This window comes from Zhenpiania hominis (assembly GCF_014333425.1).
GTDB classification, from domain to species: domain Bacteria; phylum Bacillota; class Clostridia; order Peptostreptococcales; family Anaerovoracaceae; genus Hominibacterium; species Hominibacterium hominis.
The window spans coordinates 170,689-187,884 of the sequence record NZ_JACRYT010000001.1; the positions used below are offsets into that span (position 1 = coordinate 170,689).

At 52.4% G+C, this 17,196-nt stretch carries 19 protein-coding genes and 1 riboswitch; of the genes, 18 read left to right on the forward strand and 1 reads right to left on the reverse strand.

Annotated features, from left to right (window positions below):
- Positions 1-75: 75 nt before the first annotated feature.
- Positions 76-263: riboswitch (cobalamin riboswitch) on the forward strand.
- 105 nt (positions 264-368) lie between these two features.
- The 18 genes from H9L42_RS00850 (at position 369) to H9L42_RS00935 (ending at position 16,673) form a co-directional block, all read left to right on the forward strand.
- Complete coding sequence (locus tag H9L42_RS00850; protein WP_187301576.1) at positions 369-1,127, forward strand: energy-coupling factor ABC transporter permease; 759 nt, start codon at positions 369-371, stop codon at positions 1,125-1,127.
- Positions 1,128-1,130: 3 nt separating this feature from the next.
- Entirely contained in the window at positions 1,131-1,427 is a 297-nt protein-coding gene (locus H9L42_RS00855) for an energy-coupling factor ABC transporter substrate-binding protein (protein WP_187301577.1), read from the forward strand.
- Positions 1,428-1,431: 4 nt separating this feature from the next.
- Positions 1,432-2,214 (forward strand): cobalt ECF transporter T component CbiQ, encoded by a 783-nt coding sequence (gene cbiQ, locus H9L42_RS00860; protein ID WP_187301578.1) that lies wholly within the window; start codon positions 1,432-1,434, stop codon positions 2,212-2,214.
- A complete protein-coding gene (locus H9L42_RS00865; protein WP_187301579.1) occupies positions 2,214-3,053 on the forward strand; it encodes an energy-coupling factor ABC transporter ATP-binding protein in 840 nt (279 codons plus the stop codon). Before cbiQ ends, H9L42_RS00865 begins: the two co-directional genes overlap by 1 nt.
- A 1-nt stretch (position 3,054) precedes the next feature.
- Positions 3,055-3,840: a sirohydrochlorin cobaltochelatase gene (locus tag H9L42_RS00870; RefSeq protein WP_187301580.1), complete on the forward strand. Its 786-nt coding sequence runs from the start codon at positions 3,055-3,057 to the stop codon at positions 3,838-3,840.
- The gene (cbiD, locus tag H9L42_RS00875; protein ID WP_187301581.1) at positions 3,837-4,967 is read left to right on the forward strand and encodes a cobalt-precorrin-5B (C(1))-methyltransferase CbiD; all 1,131 of its coding nucleotides are present in this window, start codon (positions 3,837-3,839) and stop codon (positions 4,965-4,967) included. The genes H9L42_RS00870 and cbiD overlap by 4 nt, the downstream gene beginning before the upstream one ends.
- A 2-nt stretch (positions 4,968-4,969) precedes the next feature.
- Positions 4,970-5,659 (forward strand): precorrin-2 C(20)-methyltransferase, encoded by a 690-nt coding sequence (gene cobI / locus H9L42_RS00880; protein WP_346726252.1) that lies wholly within the window; start codon positions 4,970-4,972, stop codon positions 5,657-5,659.
- A 14-nt stretch (positions 5,660-5,673) separates the two neighbouring features.
- Positions 5,674-6,429 (forward strand): precorrin-4 C(11)-methyltransferase, encoded by a 756-nt coding sequence (gene cobM / locus H9L42_RS00885; RefSeq protein WP_187301583.1) that lies wholly within the window; start codon positions 5,674-5,676, stop codon positions 6,427-6,429.
- Positions 6,426-7,691: a glutamyl-tRNA reductase gene (gene hemA / locus H9L42_RS00890; RefSeq protein ID WP_187301584.1), complete on the forward strand. Its 1,266-nt coding sequence runs from the start codon at positions 6,426-6,428 to the stop codon at positions 7,689-7,691. Before cobM ends, hemA begins: the two co-directional genes overlap by 4 nt.
- Positions 7,692-7,702: 11 nt before the next feature.
- The gene (gene cobJ, locus H9L42_RS00895) at positions 7,703-8,443 is read left to right on the forward strand and encodes a precorrin-3B C(17)-methyltransferase (RefSeq protein ID WP_187301585.1); all 741 of its coding nucleotides are present in this window, start codon (positions 7,703-7,705) and stop codon (positions 8,441-8,443) included.
- A complete protein-coding gene (gene cobK / locus H9L42_RS00900) occupies positions 8,436-9,713 on the forward strand; it encodes a precorrin-6A reductase (RefSeq protein WP_187301586.1) in 1,278 nt (425 codons plus the stop codon). Before cobJ ends, cobK begins: the two co-directional genes overlap by 8 nt.
- Positions 9,706-10,590: a hydroxymethylbilane synthase gene (gene hemC, locus H9L42_RS00905; RefSeq protein ID WP_187301587.1), complete on the forward strand. Its 885-nt coding sequence runs from the start codon at positions 9,706-9,708 to the stop codon at positions 10,588-10,590. The genes cobK and hemC overlap by 8 nt, the downstream gene beginning before the upstream one ends.
- Entirely contained in the window at positions 10,591-12,081 is a 1,491-nt protein-coding gene (gene cobA / locus H9L42_RS00910; RefSeq protein WP_187301588.1) for a uroporphyrinogen-III C-methyltransferase, read from the forward strand.
- Positions 12,078-13,064, forward strand: a complete 987-nt coding sequence (cbiB, locus tag H9L42_RS00915) for an adenosylcobinamide-phosphate synthase CbiB (protein WP_187301589.1) — start codon at positions 12,078-12,080, stop codon at positions 13,062-13,064. The genes cobA and cbiB overlap by 4 nt, the downstream gene beginning before the upstream one ends.
- The gene (gene cobD, locus H9L42_RS00920; RefSeq protein WP_187301590.1) at positions 13,061-14,164 is read left to right on the forward strand and encodes a threonine-phosphate decarboxylase CobD; all 1,104 of its coding nucleotides are present in this window, start codon (positions 13,061-13,063) and stop codon (positions 14,162-14,164) included. The genes cbiB and cobD overlap by 4 nt, the downstream gene beginning before the upstream one ends.
- Positions 14,146-15,648, forward strand: coding sequence for a cobyric acid synthase (locus tag H9L42_RS00925; protein ID WP_187301591.1), 1,503 nt, complete (start codon positions 14,146-14,148; stop codon positions 15,646-15,648). Before cobD ends, H9L42_RS00925 begins: the two co-directional genes overlap by 19 nt.
- Before the next feature lie 19 nt (positions 15,649-15,667).
- A complete protein-coding gene (locus H9L42_RS00930) occupies positions 15,668-16,312 on the forward strand; it encodes a precorrin-8X methylmutase (RefSeq protein WP_187301592.1) in 645 nt (214 codons plus the stop codon).
- A 127-nt stretch (positions 16,313-16,439) separates the two neighbouring features.
- A complete protein-coding gene (locus tag H9L42_RS00935; protein ID WP_187301593.1) occupies positions 16,440-16,673 on the forward strand; it encodes a hypothetical protein in 234 nt (77 codons plus the stop codon).
- Here H9L42_RS00935 and H9L42_RS00940 read toward each other — a convergent pair.
- Positions 16,598-17,194, reverse strand: a complete 597-nt coding sequence (locus H9L42_RS00940; protein WP_187301594.1) for a hypothetical protein — start codon at positions 17,192-17,194, stop codon at positions 16,598-16,600. The two genes, H9L42_RS00935 and H9L42_RS00940, sit on opposite strands and share 76 nt — an antisense overlap.
- Positions 17,195-17,196: the final 2 nt, after the last annotated feature.

Genomic DNA, 17,196 nt, shown 5'->3' on the forward strand with positions numbered 1-17,196 from the left:
GTACTTTTTTCAATATGAACACAATTTTGCGGAGGACGCCTTGAAATGAAGTTGTGAGAATGATAAAATAAATCTGAACTTAATAATCTCCCAGGTGTCCGGTGATTCCCCGCCGGAAGAATAGGGAAGTCGGGTGCGAATCCCGCGCGGTCACGCCGCTGTATTGGACGAGCAGAGTCTGTTTTACATCACTGTGAAAATGGGAAGATGAGATTCTGTGAGGAAGCCTGAGCCAGAAGACCTGCCTGAGAGTATGGGAGCATTTTCTTACGGACGATGAGGAAGTGCAGGAGGGAAGAGTTATCTTCTTCACTTGTTGCGCTATTCTGAATTTCCAGAATAGTTATTTTTTTAGGAGGGAATGATTTATGACAAACGTAACAAGAAGCAAAACAGAACGTGTCCTGTTTATTGCGGGAACCGTGGCAGCCCTGTTGTTTGGAATGACGGTGGCTTCCAGTGCCATGCATATCATGGAGGGGTATCTGCCTCTCAATTACTGCATCATCTGGGGAGCAATCTGCGTTCCATTTTTTATTACCGGGCTGTTTTCCATTAAAAGAACCGTGACGCAGCACAGGAAGACGCTGCTTCTGCTGGTCATGATGGGCGCTTATGTATTCGTGCTTTCGGCACTGAAAATCCCGTCTGTCACCGGCAGCAGCTCACATCCTACGGGAACCGGTCTGGGAGCGATTTTATTCGGTCCGACCGCCATGTGCGTAATCGGTGTAATCGTGCTGCTTTTCCAGGCGCTGCTTCTGGCTCACGGCGGACTGACGACCCTGGGGGCAAATACCTTCTCCATGGCAATCGCGGGACCGTTCTTGGCCTTTGGGGTGTTCCTGATCTGTAAAAAGCTGCATGCGCCAAAATCCCTGGGGGTTTTTCTCGCGGCATGTCTGGGTGATCTGTTTACATACTGCATTACATCTGTCCAGCTGGCGCTGGCACATCCTTCCCAGGTAGGCGGATTCGCCGCGTCTTTAGCGGAATTCATGGGAATTTTCGCTGTGACGCAGATTCCGCTGGCTGTGATTGAAGGTCTGATCGCCGTTGTTGTAATGAAAGCTCTGGAAAGTTACGCGAAGCCGGAGCTGACCGAACTGGGATATCTGGGGGTGTAAACGATGACAAAAAATACGAAAATCGTAATTATCTGCCTGGCGCTGGCCGTTATTATCGCGGTTGTACCGCTGCTGGTTCTGAACGGAACAGAGTTTGGAGGCGCTGACGGCGCGGCGGAAGAAGCAATTACAAAAATAAATCCGGACTATGAAGCCTGGGCGGCTCCGGTTATCGAACCGCCGGGAGGAGAAACCGAGTCTCTGCTGTTCTGCGTACAGGCAGCTCTGGGAGGCGGTGTGTTCGGATTCGGACTTGGATATTTGATCTGCAGAAAGAAATTTACGAAGAAAGAAGAATAATGCGATGATGATGATTGACAAGCTGGCTTATTCGTCCCCATGGCGATATAAAAGCGTGTATCTGAAAAGTATTTTTGCAGTCGGTACCCTTTTTATATGCGTGGCAGTCCGCTCCTTTCTGATTTCATGTATCATTTTGATTCTGATGGGATGCCTGACGGTGCGATACAGCCGGGCGTCCCTTTCTCGTTATACGCGGATGATGATGTGGCCTTTCGCGTTTCTGATTTTTGGAACCATCGCCATTCTGCTGGATATCTCAAGGGAGCCTGCGGGGATCTGCAGTCTTCCGGTAGGAAATCATTTTATCATTATCACCGTGTACTCGCTGACCTACGCCCTGCGGCTGATTCTAGTTTCGCTGGCATCGGTGTCCTGCCTTTACTTTCTGGTTCTGACGACGCCAGTTCTGGATCTGATGACGCTTTTAAAGAAGGCGCGCTGCCCGTGGATCCTAATCGAACTGATGACGTTGATCTACCGCTTTATTTTCGTCCTGCTGGATTCGGCGCTTTCTATCACAAACGCCCAGAACTGCAGGCTGGGAAATAAAGATTTAAAGACTTCGATTAAGAGTATGGGAAATATGCTGGCGGCGCTGCTGGTACAGGCCCTGCGAAAGTCATCGGTTCTCTACGACGCGATGGAAGCCAGGTGCTATGACGGGAGAATCCGGGTGCTTTATGAAAGCGGCAGGGCAGAGAAAAAAGAAATCGTGGCAGTCGTCCTTTATCTGGCGGCGCTGCTGGTTCTTGCGGTCATCTGCTGGCAGAAGGGAGGTCTGTGATGGAGTCGATTGTGATTGCGGAAGATCTGCACTATACCTATGAGGATGGGACAGAGGCTCTGCGAGGCATTGATTTAAAAATAAAATTCGGAGAAAAAGTAGCGGTCATGGGAGCCAACGGATCTGGAAAATCCACCTTTTTTCTTCACCTTAACGGGCTTTTGAAGCCGCAGAAGGGAAGAGTGCTGATTGACGAGGAGGCAATTGACTACTCGAGAAAGGGGCTCCTGAATGTAAGAAAAAAAGTGGGATTTGTATTTCAAAATCCCGATGATCAGCTCTTTTCCGCAAGTGTAAAACAGGAGATTTCCTTCGGCGTGCTGAATCTGGGAATGTCTGAGAAAGAGGCGGAGCGCAGAGTAGAGGATATCATGCGGGAACTGAATATTACGCCCTTCGCGGACAAGCCGACGCATTTCCTGAGCGGGGGACAGAAAAAAAGGGTCGCTATCGCGGATATTGTAGTCATGGCTCCCAGTCTGATGATCCTTGACGAGCCGGCGGCGGCTCTGGATCCCAGGCACTCCCGCATGATTAATGAGATTATTGATAAACTGAGCGATAAGGGAATTACCGTTCTTCTGTCTACCCACGACGCGGAACGGGCGCTGATATGGGCAGACAGGGTTATCGTGTTTCACGAAGGGAAAATCGCGGGTGAAGGTCCGCCGGACGCCATCTTTATGGATGACGCGCTTCTGGAAAAAACCAACCTGGAAAAACCGGCGGTGCTGCGGATTTTCGATACTCTGGAAAAAGAAGGCGTTTTAAGGCCTGGCCTGAAACGGCCCCGCAGCATGGAAGAACTGGAGCATTACATAAGAGAAAGGAAAGGATAACATGTCCAAAAAACAGGCGATTTTGGCAGTCAGTTTTGGGACCAGCCATAAAGAGACAAGAGAAAAGACGATTGAGGCCATTGAACAGCGGATTCGAGAGCAGTTTCCCATCTGTGAAATTCGCAGGGCCTTTACCAGCGGGATGATTCTAAAGGTCCTGCGGGAAAGGGATGGCATGCATGTGGATAATGTGACGGAAGCTATGGAAAAGCTGGCGCGGGACGGCTTTACCAGTGTAACCCTGCAGCCGACCCATATTATCAATGGAGATGAATACGATAAAATGGTAGAGCAGGCCATGAAATTCCGTAAATTTTTCCATACTCTGAAAATAGGGAGGCCTCTCTTGACGGAAAGCGCGGACTATGAAGCGGTTTGTCGGGCAATTCTGAAACAGTTCCCCAAGCTGAAAAAGGAGGAAGCGCTGGTGCTGATGGGTCATGGGACCGGTCATTTCGCCGATTCGGCCTACGCGGCTTTAGACTACCGCTTTAAAGCTCTGGGAGCGGACAACGTGTTTGTGGGAACCGTAGAGGGTTATCCGGAGATTGAGGATGTCCGCAGGCAGCTTCGGGCATATGGACCCCGCAAAGTGATCCTTCTGCCGCTGATGGTAGTGGCCGGAGATCATGCGGTCAATGACATGGCGGGAGAAGAAGAGGATTCCTGGAAGTCCCTTTTAAAGCAGGATGGATTTGAGACGGAATGTATCTTGAAAGGGCTGGGTGAATTTCCGGAAATTCAGGATATGTATGTTCAGCATATCTTCAAAGCGGTGGCAAAGTGAGAAGGGGCTACACCACCGGGTCATGCGCGGCGGCGGCGGCCTGCGGAGCGGCTCAAGCCCTCTTGTCCGGGGGGGAAAAGCAGCCGGAAGAAATCCGCCTGATGACGCCAAAGGGCATTGAAGTACGGATTCCGGTAGAAAATGTGGAAATAAACCCGGAGGAAAACCGCGCGGTCTGCAGTGTCCGCAAAGACAGCGGCGATGATCCGGATGTGACCAACCGGGCCATCGTCTGCGCGGAAGTTTTCCTCCGAAAGGAAGCAGAGCCGCCTGTGCGAATTGATGGAGGAGAAGGCGTAGGGCGGGTAACAAAACCGGGCCTTGCCTGCAAGGTAGGAGAAGCTGCCATCAATCCGGTTCCGAGAAAGATGATTCAGCAGGAGGTACGGAAAGTGATGAAGGCTTTCGACTGCCGGGGCGGCCTGGATGTGATCATATCTATTCCGGACGGCAAGCGGCTGGCGGAGAAAACCTTCAACCCCAGGCTTGGTATCGTAGGTGGAATTTCCGTACTGGGAACGACGGGAATCGTAGAGCCCATGAGCCAGCAGGCCCTGATCGATACCATTAAAGTGGAAATTAATGTAGCGAAAGCTACAGGCGTTTCTTACCTGGTACTGACGCCGGGAAACTATGGAGAAACCTTTCTGAAAGAAAGCAGATATATGGACGCGCTCACCTATGTGAAATGCAGCAATTTCATCGGGGAAGCGCTGGACGCTGTCCGGGAAAAGGAATTTGCCGGCGTGCTGCTGGTAGGGCATATCGGAAAGCTGATTAAAGTCGCGGCAGGAATGATGAACACCCATTCCAGATACGGGGATCGGCGGATGGAAACCCTGTCCGCCGCGGCGGAATCGGTGGGCGGCAGCCGGGACCTGACAGGGCGCCTGATGAAGTGCGTGACCACAGAAGACGCCATCGGTGTCATAAAAGGTCTGGGCCCGGAGTTTGAAGCCCGTCTGTGGGAAAAAGTGACGGCAGACATTCAGAGCCAGATGAGAGGGCGAACCGGAGATGCCTTATGGACAGAGACCATGATTTACTCCAATCAGTACGGGTATCTCGGGGAATCCGTGGGAACGGAAGAATTCCTCCGCCGGGCGAAAAAAGAGAAGGGAGAATGAGTATGGCAAAACTATATGGACTGGGAGTCGGGCCGGGTGATCCGGAACTGATGACCCTGAAGGCAGTAAGACTGATAAAAGAGTGTGCGATCATCGCGGTCCCGGCATCCGGACAGGACGTAAACGCCGCCTTGACCATCGCGGTCGGCGCGGTGCCGGAACTTTCCCAGCGGGAGATTACAGAGATTCCCATGCCCATGATCCGGGATAAAGAAAAGCTGAGGGAAAGCCATGACGCGGCAGCGCGGCAGGTGATCGAGTTTCTGCAAGAGGGAAAGGACGTGGCGTTTCTGACGCTGGGTGATCCGTCCATCTATTCGACCTATATCTATATTCATAAACGAGTGCTGGCGGCGGGGTTTGAAGCGCAGCTGGTTCCGGGGATTCCGTCCTTCTGCGCGGCGGCGGCAAGATTGAATGAAGGGCTTACGGAAACATCTCAGGCTCTGCATGTGATTCCCGCTTCCTATAAAGGTCTTGCGGAAGCCATGGAGCTTCCGGGAACAAAAGTCCTGATGAAGAGCGGAAAGTCCATCGGAAAAATCCGCGATTTAATCCAGCAGCAGCCAGAGCGATGGGAAGCCAAGATGGTAGAGAGATGCGGCATGGAAGGTGAGCGGGTATTCTTATCCGCGGAGGAAATCGATCCTCAGGCAAGTTATTTTTCAATTGTAGTAGTAAAGGATAGATAAAGGAGCAGAGGGCTATGGTACATTTTGTAGGAGCGGGACCGGGAGCGACGGACCTGATTACGGTCAGAGGACAGAATCTTTTAAAAGAAGCGGATGTCATTATTTACGCCGGGTCCCTTGTCAATAAAGAACATCTGAATCTGGCTAAGGAAGGATGCGGTATTTACAACAGCGCTTCCATGACGCTGGAAGAGGTCATAGATGTCATAAAAAAGGCGGAGCAGGAAGGAAAAATGACCGTACGGCTTCATACGGGAGACCCCAGCATCTATGGCGCGATCCGGGAGCAGATGGATCTTTTGAATGAGCTTCATATCGCCTATGATGTGGTTCCGGGGGTCAGCTCCTTTTGCGGAGCGGCGGCAGCCCTGAAGGCGGAATATACGCTGCCGGATGTTTCCCAGACTGTGATTATCACCAGAATGGCGGGCAGAACGCCGGTTCCGGAAAAAGAGGAAATTTCTCTTCTGGCGGCTCATCAGGCGACGATGGCGATTTTTTTAAGCACAGGACTTTTAAAACCCCTTCGGGAGCGGCTGCTGATTGGAGGATACCGGGAGGACACGCCGGCAGCCATTGTTTACAAAGCCACCTGGCCGGAGGAACAGGTCTTTTACGGTACAGTAGGGACCCTTCCGGAAATCGCGGAAAAGAACAATATTACAAAGACCGCGCTGATTCTAGTAGGGGATTTTCTGGGAGACGCTTACGAGCGTTCCAAGCTCTATGATCCGTCCTTTGCCCATGAGTTCCGGGAGGCTTCAAAATGATGGAGATCCGGATGGCAGGAATCGATCATCAAAACGCTTCGATCCAGCAGAGAGAGGCGTTTGCCTTTACAAAAGCTCAGGCCAGGCGGGCCATGGAGCGATGGAAACAAATCGGCAAACTGGAAGGCTGCCTGCTTTTATCCACCTGCAACCGGACGGAACTGTGGATCAGCGCCGGCGGACAGGATATCGATCCCTTTTCCTTCTTGTGTGAAGAAAAGGGAATGGATCCGGAACGTTTCCGCTCTCTGGCGGTGAACCGGCAGGGAAGAGAGGCGGTGACCCATCTTCTGCAGCTAAGCTGCGGCCTGAAATCCCGAATCTATGGAGAAAACCAGATTCTTTCTCAGATTCGGGAAGCTCTGGAACTTTCCCGGGAGTGCGGCTGTGACGACATGGTGATTGAAAAACTGTTTCAAACTGCGATTTCAGCGGGAAAGCGGGTTAAAACCCAGGTAAAAATCGAAACAGCGGATCCGTCGGCGGCGAGAAACGCGAAAGTCCTTTTAAAAGAAAAATTGGGCAGTCTGGAAAATCTGCCCTGCCTGATTATCGGCAACGGACAGATGGGCCGGCTGGTGGCAAATACGCTGACGGAAGCGGGGGCGCAGGTTACCATGACGCTGCGAAAACGAATTCACGGAACACAAATTCAGGACTCCATCGTTCCCGATGGATGCCGCATGATCGATTATGAAGACCGATTGGAGCACCTGGAATCCTATAAGGTGGTCATCAGCGCTACCTTAAGTCCTCATTTTACCATTACCGCTGAGAACGCCGCGGGAAAACATTTTGATTCCGCTGTGTGGATCGATATGGCGGTACCGCGAGACATTGACGAAAAGGCGGGAGAAATTCCCGGAGTCTCTCTTTACAATATGGACGACCTGGGGAACGCGTCTTTGGAAGCGAGAAATGAGAAATCCCTGCGGGAATCCATGGAAATTCTGGAGGACTATCGGGAAGAGCTGGAGCGTTGGTTCGCCTTCCGGGAGCATATCGATCTGGTGAAGAATATTTCCCAGGTAACGACGGAAGACGCCTGCAAACGGATGGAAAAGTCCGTAAGCCAGGTTCTGGGAGAAGAACTGCAGAGGGCGGAGATTTATCCGGCCATTGAGACGGCAGTTGATAAAGCGGTGGAAAAGCTTTTGTTCGGACTGCGGGACACGCTGCCTCAGCAGGAATGGAAAGCATGCCTTTGTGCTCTGGAAGAATCCGCCAAACGAGATACGTTAAAGACAGGAAAAGCAAAATAGAGAGGAAGCACATGAAGTTATATGTAGTCGGCCTGGGACCGGGAGAATTGTCACAGGCAACAGGAAGAGCCCTGCAGGCTCTGGAAGAATGCGATGTGATCGCGGGATACACCGTTTATATTGATCTGATAAAGGAACGGTTTGGCCATAAAAAACTGCTGTCTACGCCTATGAAAAAAGAGGTGGAGCGGTGCAGACTGGCAGTGGAGGAAACCCTGAAAGGGCAGAAGGTTGCCATGGTATGCAGCGGGGATGCCGGGGTTTACGGCATGGCGGGACTGATTTACGAGGTCGCGCAGGATTATGATCCCATTGAAATCGAAATTATTCCCGGAATTACCGCGGCCTGCAGCGGAGCCGCTGTCCTGGGAGCTCCGCTGATTCATGATTTCGCGGTGATCAGCTTAAGCGATCTTCTCACGCCCTGGGAGCAGATCGAAAAAAGGCTGGAATGTGCGGCTATGGCCGATTTCGTCATGTGTCTCTACAATCCTTCCAGTAAAAAGAGACATGACTATCTGCAGAAGGCCTGTGATTTGGTTTTAAAATACAAGAACGGGGAGACGGTCTGCGGGATTGTAAAAAACATCGGCAGGGAAGGGGAGGAAGCGACTGTGCTGACTCTTTCTCAATTGAGAGAAACGCAGGTGGATATGTTTTCCACGGTATATATCGGAAACTCCACCACCAGAGAGATCCGGGGAAGCATGGTAACGTCCAGAGGCTACCGATTGGGAGCGAACAATGGATAAGATTCTGATTTTCGCCGGGACAACAGAAGGGAGAATTCTCACAGAAGCCATCTGCCGGGATGACAGCGAAAAAAGGCGCGTTATCACTTGTGTGGCCACGGAATACGGAAAACATCTGCTGCCGGAAGAAAGTGAAAATCTTACGGTACTGGCGGGACGTATGGAACCGGAAGAAATGCGGGCGCTGATGGAAAAAGAGGCAGTCTGCCAGGTAATTGACGCGACCCATCCTTACGCCCGGCAGGCCTCGGCCAACATCCGCGAAGCGGCGGAAGAGTCGGGAGTCCCTTATCTTCGTCTTCTGCGGGAACAGGGACAGGAAGCGGAGGATGCGGTGGTTGTACCGGACGCAAAAGGGGCCGCGGAGTATTTGAAAAAGACGGAGGGCAATGTCCTGCTGACCATTGGAAGCAAGGAGCTGGCAGCTTTTACAGGCCTTGCGAATTTTTCACAGCGGCTTTATCCGCGGATTCTTCCTACTCCGGAAATGGTAAAACGGGCCTTTGATCTGGGATTTGACGCGGGCCATATCATTGCCATGCAGGGCCCCTTCTCCCATGAAACCAATCTTGCCATGCTAAGGCAGACGAAAGCGGCCTTTCTGGTAACAAAGGAATCGGGTCAGGTCGGCGGCTTTGCGGACAAGCTAACGGCAGCAAAAGAAGCGGGGGCTAAGGTGATCCTCATTGGCAGGCCAAAGGAAGAAGGAAAATCCCTTGCGGAAGTTCTGCGGATACTGGGGCTTCCACCGCTTCCGCGGCAGGCTTTGGATAAAAAGGAGGAGCCTTTAGCCAGATGGTTTCCCTTTTTCGTTGATGTAAAGGGAAAGAAGGTCTTAGTCGCAGGAGCGGGAAAGATCGCTTCCCGCAGAATACGAACTTTGAGCCAGTTTGATGTGGAGATTACGGTGGTCGCGCCGGAGCTTTCCAAGGAAGTGATCGGGCTGGCAGAGTCGGGGAGAGTTCATGTACAAAAACGCGAGTTTTCGGCTGCGGATCTGGAAGGCGCGGATCTGGTGCTTGCCGCCGCGGGGAGCCGGGAAGTAAACCGGGAAATCGGGATTTTGTGCCGGACGCGAGGAATTTTCGTAAATGTAGCGGACCGCAAAGAAGAATGTGACTTTTACTTTCCGGCAGTCGTCCGCAAGGGAAATCTTATCGCGGGACTGACAGCCGGCGGGCAAGATCACCGTCTGGCTGCCGAGGGAAGCAGGAAAGTTCGTCAGGCCCTGGAAAACAGGAGGGCAGAAACAGGAGAAGGCTATGAGTAAAAAGAAAATTATCGTAGGCAGCAGAGAAAGCAAACTGGCTGTGATCCAGTCGGAACTGGTGATGGAACAGATTAAAGCCCATCATCCGGAGCTGGAGCTGGAACTGGTAACGATGAAAACCACAGGAGATAAAATCCTGGATAAAACTCTGGATAAAATCGGAGGCAAAGGCCTCTTTGTGAAAGAACTGGATCGGGCCCTGAGGGAAGGGGAAATCGATATTTCCGTACATAGCCTCAAAGACATGCCCATGGAAGTTTCGGAGGATCTGCCGCTTCTGGCATTCCCTAAGAGGGAGCGTCCTACGGACGTACTGGTGCTGCCCAAGGGGAGGAAAGAGATGGAGAAAGGAAAGCCCATTGGAAGCTCCAGTCCCCGGAGAAATGTTCAGCTGGCGGCTCTGTATCCGGATATGGAACAGAAAAGCGTCCGCGGCAACGTGCAGACCCGTTTAAGCAAGCTGGATTCCGGTGAGTACAGCGCCTTGGTGCTGGCCTACGCGGGATTGAAACGGCTGGATCTGGATGATCGCGTCAGCCGGGAATTTACACCGGATGAAATGATCCCCGCGGCAGGGCAGGGAATTATGGTCGTTCAGGGGCGTCTGGGAGAAGATTACAGCTGGCTTTCCTGTATCGATGATCCGCGGGCCAGAGAAGAGGCAGCGGCGGAGAGAGCCTTTGTGACCTATCTGGACGGCGGCTGCAGCGCGCCTATCGGAGCCTTCGCGGAAATCGAAGGGGATGAAATCCGAATTCGGGGACTTTACTGTGACGAGGGGACCGGCATATGTGAAAGAGGACAGATTCAGGGAAAACGAGGCGACGCGGCAGAACTTGCCATTACTCTGGCAAAGCAGTTGAAGGGAGAAGCATAAATGAGCAAGCAGAATAAAGGAAAAGTCTGGCTGGTAGGGGCAGGCCCTTCGGACGCGGGGCTGTTTACCTTAAAGGGAAAAGCCGTTCTGGAAAAGGCCGATGTGGTCGTTTACGACAAGCTGGTGGGACAGGGCGTTATGGCGATGATCCCGGGCCATGTGCGGAAAATTTCCGTGGGGAAAACAGCGGGACACCATCCCATTCCCCAGCATGAGATTAACCGGATTCTTCTGGAAGAAGCCCTTGCGGGAAACCGGGTTGTGCGCCTGAAAGGCGGCGATCCTTTTGTATTTGGCCGGGGCGGAGAAGAACTGGAGCTTCTCTGCGAGCATCAGATCCCCTTTGAGATCGTGCCGGGAATTACTTCGGCTGTATCGGTACCTGCCTATAATGGAATTCCGGTTACCCACAGAGACTGCTGTTCCTCTCTTCATATTATTACCGGACATACCAAAAAGTCCGAAGAAGCGGAAGTCGATTACGAAGCTCTGGTCAAAGTGGGAGGAACGATGGTCTTTCTTATGGGCGTGACCGCCATGCCTAAGATTTGCAAGGGCCTTTTGGATGCCGGGATGCGGGCCGATATGCCGGCTGCCCTTTTAGAGCGGGGAACCACCGCCCATCAGAGACGGGTGGTGTCCACTCTGGCGAGTCTCCCTGAAGACGCGAAAGCGGCGGGACTGAAGCCACCGGCTATTATCGTTGTGGGCGAAGTCTGCGCCTTGTCGGAAGAGTTCCACTGGGCGGAGGATCGCCCGCTGGGAACTATGAAAATCGCGGTGACAAGACCGAAAGACCGCAGTTCCGCGCTAGCGGAAAAGCTGGCTGAGCTGGGGGCTGAGGTGGCGCTGATGCCCGCCATTGAGACAGCGCCTATTGAAGAAAACACGCGGCTTGAGGAAGCCCTTGACCGTATTGGCGAATACAGCTGGATCGTGTTTACCAGTGTGGCTGGCGTCCAGACCTTTTACAGCGCTATGAAAGCGCGGCGGATGGATGTCCGGAGCCTGGCGGGGATTCGTTTTGCGGTGATCGGAACGGGAACTGCCAAAGCGGTAGAAAAACAGGGAATTTTTGTAGATCTCATGCCGGAGGTATACAGCGGAAAAGCCTTGGGCGAACTTCTGGCCCGGACCGTGAAGCGGCAAGAGCGGATTTTAATTCCACGAGCGAAAATCGGCACGGAAGATGTAATCCGCCCTCTGAAGGAAGCGGGGCTTTCCTTTGTTGACATTGCGGTTTACGATACCAGGGAGATAAAGCAGACCGGCATTTATGATGACAGTGTGGATCTGGTGGCGTTTACCAGCGCTTCCACGGTTCGGGGATTTGTAAAACAAAACCCTGACGCGGATTTTTCCGGGGTAAAGGCGATCTGCATCGGAGAGCAGACCGCCGCCGCGGCGAAGGAATGGGGAATGCAGGTCGCGGTTTCGGAAAAAGCCACCATTGACAGTATGGTGGAAAAGATACAGGAGCTGGCGAGATGAGCCTGCTGCTTTATCTGACTCCTTTGGCGCTGGCGTTTGTTCTGGATCTTCTCATCGGCGATCCCTATTTTCTGCCCCACCCTATCCGCCTCATCGGAAAGGGGATTGAGAAGGGAGAAGGATTCCTAAGAAAAGCCTTTCCGGATACACAGAGAGGGCAGCTGGCGGCAGGTACTGTGCTGGGAATCGGAATTCCAATCCTTTCTTTTGCGATATCTTTTCTGATTCTGTTTTTTGCCTATCGCCTGAACCTGTGGCTGGGCATTGGACTGGAGACGGTGATGTGCTATCAGATTCTGGCGGTGAAGTCTCTGAAAACGGAGAGTATGAAGGTTTACGAGGAACTGAAACAAGGGAGTCTTGCGGGGGCGCGGCAGAAGGTTTCTATGATTGTAGGCCGGGATACCGAACATCTCAGCGAGGAACAGGTGGCCAAGGCAGCCATCGAAACAGTAGCGGAAAATACATCCGACGGTACGGTGGCGCCCCTTCTATTTATGGCGGTCGGCGGCGCGCCTCTCGGTTTTTTATACAAGGGAATCAATACACTGGATTCCATGGTAGGATATAAGAATGAGGTGTATCTGTTCTTCGGGCGCTTTTCCGCGAAACTGGATGACGCCGCCAATTTTATTCCGGCGCGGGTTTCGGCATTTCTTATGATTGGAGCCAGCGCTCTTTTGGGAATGGACTTCCGGAATGCCTGGCGGATCTTCCGCAGGGATCGGTTCAACCACGCCAGCCCTAACAGTGCCCAGACGGAGGCGGTCTGCGCGGGAGCTCTGGATATCCAGCTTGCGGGAGATGCCTACTACTTTGGAAAATTGTATCCGAAAAAGACCATCGGCGACCGGCTGAGGGCGATCCGCTATGAGGATATCGCTTCCGCCAACCGGCTGCTTTACGGGACAGCAGCGCTGTGCCTGCTTGTCTCTCTGACTCTGAGAGCGGCAATCTATCTGATGATTGGAGTATACATATGACAAAACTGGTACACGGCGGTGACATCTATACGGCCATGGAAAAGGGTACCGCAAAAGAAGAAATCCTTGATTATTCGGCGAATATCAATCCTCTGGGGATGCCGGAAGGAGTAAAGCGGGCCATTGGCAAAGTCCTCGATGACTGCGATCATTATCCGGACCCTCTGTGCAGGAGACTGGCGCGGGCAGTCGCGGAGAAAGAGGGCGTGCCGGAAGAACGACTGATTTTCGGAAACGGAGCGGCAGATCTGATTTTCCGCCTGACCGCGGCAATAAAGCCGGAAAATGCCCTGATTCCCGCGCCGACCTTCGCCGAATATGAGCAGGCGCTGCGATCAGCCGGATGCGGCGTGGGAATCCATGCCCTTTGTGAGGAAAACGGATTTGCCTTGGGCGAAGGGTTTCTTTCCGAGCTTACAGATGATCTGGATCTGATCTTTTTATGTAATCCCAACAACCCTACAGGGCAGTTGATTGAGCGGGATTTTCTGAGAAAGGTGCTGGATATCTGTGAGAAAAAGAACATCTTCGCGGTGGTGGATGAATGTTTTATTGATTTTGTAACCGATCCGCAGGCAGTTACGGTGAAAGACTGGATCGCGGAGTATACGCGTCTTTTTATCCTGCGGGCCTTTACGAAGAATTACGCGATGCCGGGGCTTAGGCTGGGGTATGGAATCTGTGGAAATCGAAAGCTGTTAGATCGGCTAACCGCGGCGGGACAGCCCTGGAGCGTTTCTCTTTTAGCCCAGGAAGCGGGAGTAGCGGCGCTGAAGGAAGACGCTTATCTTGAGGAAGCCAGACAGCTTATTTTCCGGGAGAGAAAGCGGCTGGTACAGGGACTTTCGGAGCTGGGCTATCAGGTTTTTCCGCCGGCGGCCAATTATATCTTCTTCCGCCTGCCGGATAAAAACGATCCGGCCTACGCGGCCCGGTTTACAGAAGATCTGGCGGAAGAGGGAATTCTGATTCGAAGCTGCGCCAATTACCGCGGGCTTAAAACCGGTTATTTCCGGATCGCGGTGCGCGGAAAAGAAGAAAATGAGCGGTTATTACGCGCGCTTAACAGGAGGGAACGATTATGGCAAAAGCAATTATGATTCAGGGAACCATGTCCAATGCGGGGAAAAGCCTTGTGGCAGCCGGATTGTGCAGGATTTTCAAGCAGGACGGTTACAAAGTGGCGCCTTTTAAAGCGCAGAATATGGCGCTCAATTCCTTTATCACAAGAGAAGGTCTGGAAATGGGACGAGCTCAGGTCACCCAGGCGGAAGCCGCCGGAGTGGAGCCTTCCGTTCTGATGAACCCGATTCTCTTAAAGCCTACCAACGACACCAGCTCGCAGGTAATTGTAAACGGCGAGGTTATGGATAATCTGAGCGCCGCCGATTATTATAAGCGGAAGCGGGATTTGGTAGCGGCAGTAAAGGATTCCTACGACAAGCTGGCGGCGGAGCATGATATTATCGTTCTGGAAGGAGCGGGAAGCCCGGCGGAAATCAATCTTAAGGAAAATGATATTGTGAACATGTATATGGCAAAGTTGGCGAAGGCGCCGGTTCTGCTGGTGGGCGACATTGACCGGGGCGGCGTGTTTGCTTCCATTGTGGGAACGATGCAGCTCTTTGAGCCGGAAGAGCGGGAACTGGTAAAGGGCATTCTGATCAACAAATTCCGGGGTGACCGTTCCATTTTGCAGCTGGGCCTCGATCAACTTTCGGAAATCATTCAAAAGCCGATTGCCGGCGTGATTCCCTATATGCATCTGGATATTGATGACGAGGACAGCCTGACCGAACGGTTTACCCGCAAAGGGGAGGCGGGGCTTGTGGATCTGGCCGTCATCCGGGTTCCGAGAATTTCCAATTTTACGGATTTCAATGTGCTGGAATCCATGCCGGGAGTAACGGTGCGGTATGTGGATTCCGCGGCGGCCTTAGGGGATCCGGATTTGATCCTGCTGCCGGGTACGAAAAACACCATGGCCGATCTGTTATGGATGCGGCAGAATGGCCTGGAAAGTTGTATTCATAAACACGCGGCAGCCGGAAAGCCGGTATTTGGCATCTGCGGCGGTTATCAGATGCTGGGAAGAGTACTGAAGGATCCTCACGGCGTGGAACATGGCGGTGAGATGGCAGGCATTGGACTGCTGCCCTCTGTAACGGTCTTTGAAGAGGAAAAGACAAGAACCAGGGTCACTGGAACCTTCCGCGGAGTGGAGGGGATTTTCTCCGGCCTGTCGGGAATTGATTTCGAAGGATATGAGATTCACATGGGCACATCCAGCCTGGAGGAAGGGAATGTGCTGGCGGATATCGCGGAGGACGGAGCGCCTGCCAAGGCGGACGGCTTGAACAGCGGCAATGTTTATGGTTCCTATGTTCACGGGATCTTTGACCGGGAAGAGGTTGCGAAGTCAATTATCTCAGCGCTGCTGCGGGCAAAGGGCCTTAGCGATGAAGATGTGGTTTCTACGGATATGGCGGCTTACAAAGAGCAACAGTACGATCTTCTGGCCGATGGAATCCGTAGGAATATGGATATGGATCTGCTGTACCGGATCGTAGAGCAGGGTGCATAAGGATAAAGGAGAAGCAGGAATGGAAGGAAAAGTAAAGCTGCAGGAAGTGCTGCCTGCGGATATTGAAAAGCGGAGTTTTGAAATCATTTCTCGGGAAATGGGAGATGTGAAGCTGGATCCTCTGGAAGAGCCGATTGTGAAAAGGGTCATTCATACCAGCGCGGATTTTGACTATCTGGAAAACCTGGTGTTTTCGCCGGGCGCGGTGGAGACTGCCATGGAAGCGATCCTGCAGGGCGTAACCATTGTGACGGACACCAATATGGCCTGGTCCGGGATCAATAAACGGGCGCTGGAACGGTTTGGCGGAAAGGCCTGCTGCTTTATGGCGGACGAGGATGTGAGGGAAGCGGCAGGGAAAGATGGAACCACGAGAGCCGCGGCCAGTATGAAAAAAGCGGCCTCCCTTCCGGGACCGCTGATCTTTGCCATTGGAAACGCGCCGACAGCGTTGGTGACCCTCTACGAGCTGATTCAGGAGGGCAGACTGTGCCCGGCGCTGATCATCGGCGTACCGGTGGGATTTGTCAATGTGGTGGAGTCCAAAGAGCTGATTCTCAAGACCGATGTGCCTTATATCGTAGCCAGAGGACGAAAGGGCGGCAGCAATATTGCCGCTGCCATCTGTAACGCGCTGCTCTATCAGTGCGGCGGCAGAGACTAAAGGTCCTGTCTGGACAGAATATGAAAGATAAAGTTTCTCAGATTTGAGACTTACCTTGCTCCTTTAAAAAGTGGTAAAATAGAAGGGGAAATCCCGGAAATGGATTTCAGAGGAGGAAATCCACGCGATGCCGGATGAGAATCCGAACTGGATCGCGGATGAGGACGACAGAGTGAGAGCCTACAAGGAGATCCTGCTGACCGGAAATCACAGGGAAATCATCAAGTTGATGAAGGCGCTGTACCGCCACAGAGAAAAGCAGGATATGAGAGATATCCTGCTTTTTCAATCTTCATCCGCCTGCGGCGGTTCGGAATCCGTTCCCATGGAAGCCGGAACTGCGGTATTTCCGAAATTGTAGTAAACATACATGCTTTTGATCCCGTACGCGTCGATTACCTGGATGTTTCCGGTCGGCATTTCCTGAAGGAGGATATAGTTAATGCCGACTCCGATCAGATAACCTTCCTTGTTCTCGATCGTATTAGAGCCCATTAATTGTTCAACACGGACATAGTGGCCGATTTGAGTCCGAAAAAATCCATTGACATACTGCAGGGAGTTATAATCCAGGACTTCCCGGTAGCCTTCCGGAAGCAGCGGGTTTGCCGGCACTGTGAAAGTCGGCGCGTTGGGAATAATTTCCGGAATCATATTAGGACCGGAACCTCCGGGATTTGTTACTGTCATATCATCAGAGCCGCTGGCATCGTCAGGCGTAACAACCGGTGTCATATCCTGAACAGGCAGCAGGTCGGCATTCTGAGATCCGGAACCGGGATTGGATACCGGCATCTGGTTATAAGGTGATGATCCGGGGTTTACAATCTGGTTTTTTTTGATTTTCTCAATTCGTATCATTGGCGTTTCGCAACAAGCCATAA